Raw genomic sequence first — 3,232 nt, forward strand, 5'->3', positions numbered from 1 at the left:
CCCCCCTTCCTCATCTGCGGGCGGCGCAGTGGGCCGCGAGCACCGCCGCGCCCGCGACCGCCTGCGCGGCCAGCAGCGGCCCGCTCACCCCGGCCGCGAACGCGACGAGGGCGGGCAGGCAGCCGAGCACGGCGAGGTCGGCGCCGGTCAGCGCCCACTGGACGGGGCCGAGCGGCACCGGGCCCAGGGGCGTGTCCACGACGGGGGCCGTGTGCTCGACGGGGCGGCGCCGCGCCATCCGCAGCGCTCCCGCCGCCAGCGCCGGCGCGCACAGCACCCCCAGCGGCCACAGGGGCGCACCGCCGCCCGCCAGGTCCAGGCCCGCCAGGGCCAGGGTCAGCCAGGCCCCGCCGAGCAGGCCGGGCAGCACCGCCCGCGCCGCCGCGAGCGCACGCGGACCGGCGCCCAGCAGCCGGGCGAGCGCGGCGTCCCCGGCGTCCCGGCGCTCCCCCGCGGTACCCGTCGCGGCGACCGCCATCGCACCGGCGGCGAGCACGAACAGCACCCCCGCTCCCCCGACGCCCGCCCGTGCGGCCAGGGCGGGCGGCACGGCGGCCGCGGCCGCCCAGGCGAGCAGTACGGGCCGCCGGCCCAGCCGCCGCCAGTCGAGCCAGGCCACCGCGGCGGCCCCGCGCAGCCGGGCGGGCCAGGGGCGTGAGCGCAGGGTGCGCGAGCGCCAGTGCGCGTCCTCGGCGATCCGCGTGAGCGCACCCGGGTCCAGGCCGACCACCGCGCCCACGGCGAGCCCGACCCGGTCCGAGGCCGCGAGGACGGCGCGGGCGGGGATGCGGGCGGCGGCCGCCCAGGCCCGCCAGGCCAGGGCCGCGGCCACCGCGGCCCAGGCACCCGCCGTGGCCGTCCAGGCCGCCGGCGGGGCCGCCGCGAGGGCGCCGAGCGCTCCGCGCCCGGGCCCGGCGCTCATCACCGCCGCGGCGGCGGCCGCCAGGACCAGGGCGGCGATCAGCGCGATGACCCACCCGTCCCAGGTCTGCGACGCCTGCGCCAGGACGGCCGTCGCCGCCCCGGCCAGGGCCCAGGACACGCCCAGCACCACGGCCACCACCAGCCGCGCGGCCACGTCCGTGGCGCCGAGCGCGCCGGTCAGGGCCAGGCCGACGGCGGCGCCCAGCACCGCGGCCGCCCCGGCCAGGATCAGCAGCGCCGGGGCCAGCACACCGCGGCGCGGCAGCGGCGAGAGCGCCAGCCAGGCCGCGTCGGCCGCCGACACCCCCAGCGGTCCCACCGCCCGGGCCAGGGCCAGGGCGCCCGCGAGGAGCAGCGCGACGAGCGCCAGACCCGCGCCGGCCCGCGCCGGGTCCACCTCGCCGGGGACCGCCGCCACCGCGCGGCCCACGACCGGGAGCGCCAGCACCGCCAGCAGGGCCAGGCCGAACAGGGAGATGTAGCGGTCGGACCAGGTGCGGCGCCGGTGCTCCCCGGCCCGTGTGAGGGCCCGGATCGGCGCGACCCGGCTCACGCGGCGGCCTCCAGGACGAGGGGGCGGGCGGTGCGGGCGAACCCCGCGTCGTGCGTCACCATCACCACCGTGCCGCCGTCCGCGGCGTAGGCGGCCAGCAGTCCGGCGAGCCGTTCCCGGAAGGCGGCGTCGAGTCCGCGTTCGGGCTCGTCCAGCAGCAGCACCCGGCTGGGCCGCAGCAGTGCCATGGCCAGGGACAATCGCTGGCGCTGGCCGGTCGAGAGCGAGGACGGGGCCCGGTCGGCCCGGCCGGTGAGCCCGAACAGCTCCAGTGCGGCCTCCGGGTCCAGCCGTCCGGGGCCGTGCACCGCCCGCATCAGCTCCAGGTGCTCCCCCGCGGTGAGCCCCGGGTACCAGGTGGGCTCGTCGCCGACCAGGGCGACGTCGCGCCAGAAGCCCGGTGTGTCGGCGGGCGGGCCGCCCAGCACGGTCACACTGCCCGCGGCCCGTTGCAGCCCGGCCAGGCAGCGCAGCAGGGTGGTCTTGCCCGCGCCGTTGGCGCCGAGCACGGCGACCACCTCCCCGGGGGCGACCGTGAGGTCGACTCCGCGCAGGACGGCGACCCCGCCCAGTTCCACGCCCACGCCGCGGGCCACGATGCTCGGTTCGCTCACCGGCCCAGCCTAGGGGCACAAAAAAAGGGGGCGCCCCGGGTGGGGCGCCCCCGTATGCGCGGCGGGAGGGTCAGCCGGCCTTGACGGTCAGCTTGACCTCGATGTTGCCGCGGGTGGCGCGGGAGTAGGGGCACATCTGGTGGGCGGCCTGGACCAGCTCCTCGGCCTTGGCCTGGTCGACACCGGGGATGGTCACCTCCAGCTCCACCGCGATGTCCAGACCCTCCTCGGACTTGCCCAGGCTGACGTGCGAGTCGATGGTGGAGGCGCCGACGTCGGTCTTGTCCTTGCGGGCCACGGCCTTGAGCGCGCCGTGGAAGCACGCGGCGTAGCCGACGGCGAAGAGCTGCTCGGGGTTGGTGCCCGGGCCGTCGTCGCCGCCCACGCCCTTGGGCACGGACAGCTCCACGTCCAGGCGGCCGTCGTCGGTGCGGCCGTGGCCCTTGCGGCCCTCACCGGTGACGCTGGCGTTGGCGGTGTACATGACGTCGTAAGCCATGGTCTCCCCTTTTTCCGGCTCCGTCGCGGAACCCGTGGTGGTGGACATTCGTGTGGCGTGCGGTGGTCGGCTCACCCGGTGTCGCAGGGCCGCCGGGCGGCCGCGCCCTCGACCGAGCGGGTGAGCTCGTCCAGGGTGGTGATGAGGTCGCGGGCCCGCTCGGCGGACAGCCCGGAGGCTCCGATGAGCCGCTCGGGGATGCCCAGGGCCCGCTCCCGCATCGCGGCGCCGTGGTCGGTGAGCCCGATCTCGACGACGCGCTCGTCCGCGGCGCTGCGGGTGCGGGTGATCGCCCCGGCACCCTCCAGGCGGCGCAGCAGCGGCGACAGGGTGCCCGAGTCCAGGTGCAGGACCCGGCTGAGCCCCTTGACGCTGAGGGTCCCGTGCTCCCACAGCGCGAGCATGACCAGGTACTGGGGGTAGGTCAGGCCCAGCTCGCCCAGCAGCTCCCGGTAGAGCCCGGTCAGGGCGCGGGAGGCGGCGTACAGGGAGAAGCACAGCTGGTTGTCCAGGGAGAGCGGATCGTATCCGGTCTCGGCCATGGCCCCTCCTCCCTGCCGTGCGTCCGGGGTGCGGTCACACCGTAGCAGAGTTCAATTGCCCACAACAAGATTGGACACAAAGGTTTTTTGGTGTGGCGGG

At 77.7% G+C, this 3,232-nt stretch carries 4 protein-coding genes; all 4 read right to left on the reverse strand.

The annotated features are described in order from the left end of the window. Window positions 1-10: 10 nt before the first annotated feature. Window positions 11-1,477, reverse strand: a complete 1,467-nt coding sequence (locus ACJOT3_RS33650; RefSeq protein WP_406977172.1) for a DUF6297 family protein — start codon at window positions 1,475-1,477, stop codon at window positions 11-13. Beyond that, window positions 1,474-2,091, reverse strand: a complete 618-nt coding sequence (ccmA, locus tag ACJOT3_RS33655) for a heme ABC exporter ATP-binding protein CcmA (protein ID WP_406977173.1) — start codon at window positions 2,089-2,091, stop codon at window positions 1,474-1,476. Before ccmA ends, ACJOT3_RS33650 begins: the two co-directional genes overlap by 4 nt. A gap of 70 nt (window positions 2,092-2,161) precedes the next feature. Next, window positions 2,162-2,590 carry an organic hydroperoxide resistance protein gene (locus tag ACJOT3_RS33660; protein WP_406977174.1) on the reverse strand — a complete coding sequence of 143 codons (429 nt, stop codon included), beginning with the start codon at window positions 2,588-2,590 and terminating at the stop codon, window positions 2,162-2,164. 71 nt (window positions 2,591-2,661) lie between these two features. Then, complete coding sequence (locus tag ACJOT3_RS33665) at window positions 2,662-3,132, reverse strand: MarR family winged helix-turn-helix transcriptional regulator (protein WP_406977175.1); 471 nt, start codon at window positions 3,130-3,132, stop codon at window positions 2,662-2,664. Window positions 3,133-3,232 lie beyond the last annotated feature (100 nt).

The organism is Nocardiopsis protaetiae (assembly GCF_045446735.1).
Classification (GTDB): domain Bacteria; phylum Actinomycetota; class Actinomycetes; order Streptosporangiales; family Streptosporangiaceae; genus Nocardiopsis; species Nocardiopsis protaetiae.

Coding starts and splice junctions, on each gene's coding strand:
- ACJOT3_RS33660 (WP_406977174.1), bottom strand. CDS start 2,590: ATGGCTTACGACGTCATGTACACCGCCAACGCCAGCGTCACCGGTGAG.
- ACJOT3_RS33665 (WP_406977175.1), bottom strand. CDS start 3,132: ATGGCCGAGACCGGATACGATCCGCTCTCCCTGGACAACCAGCTGTGC.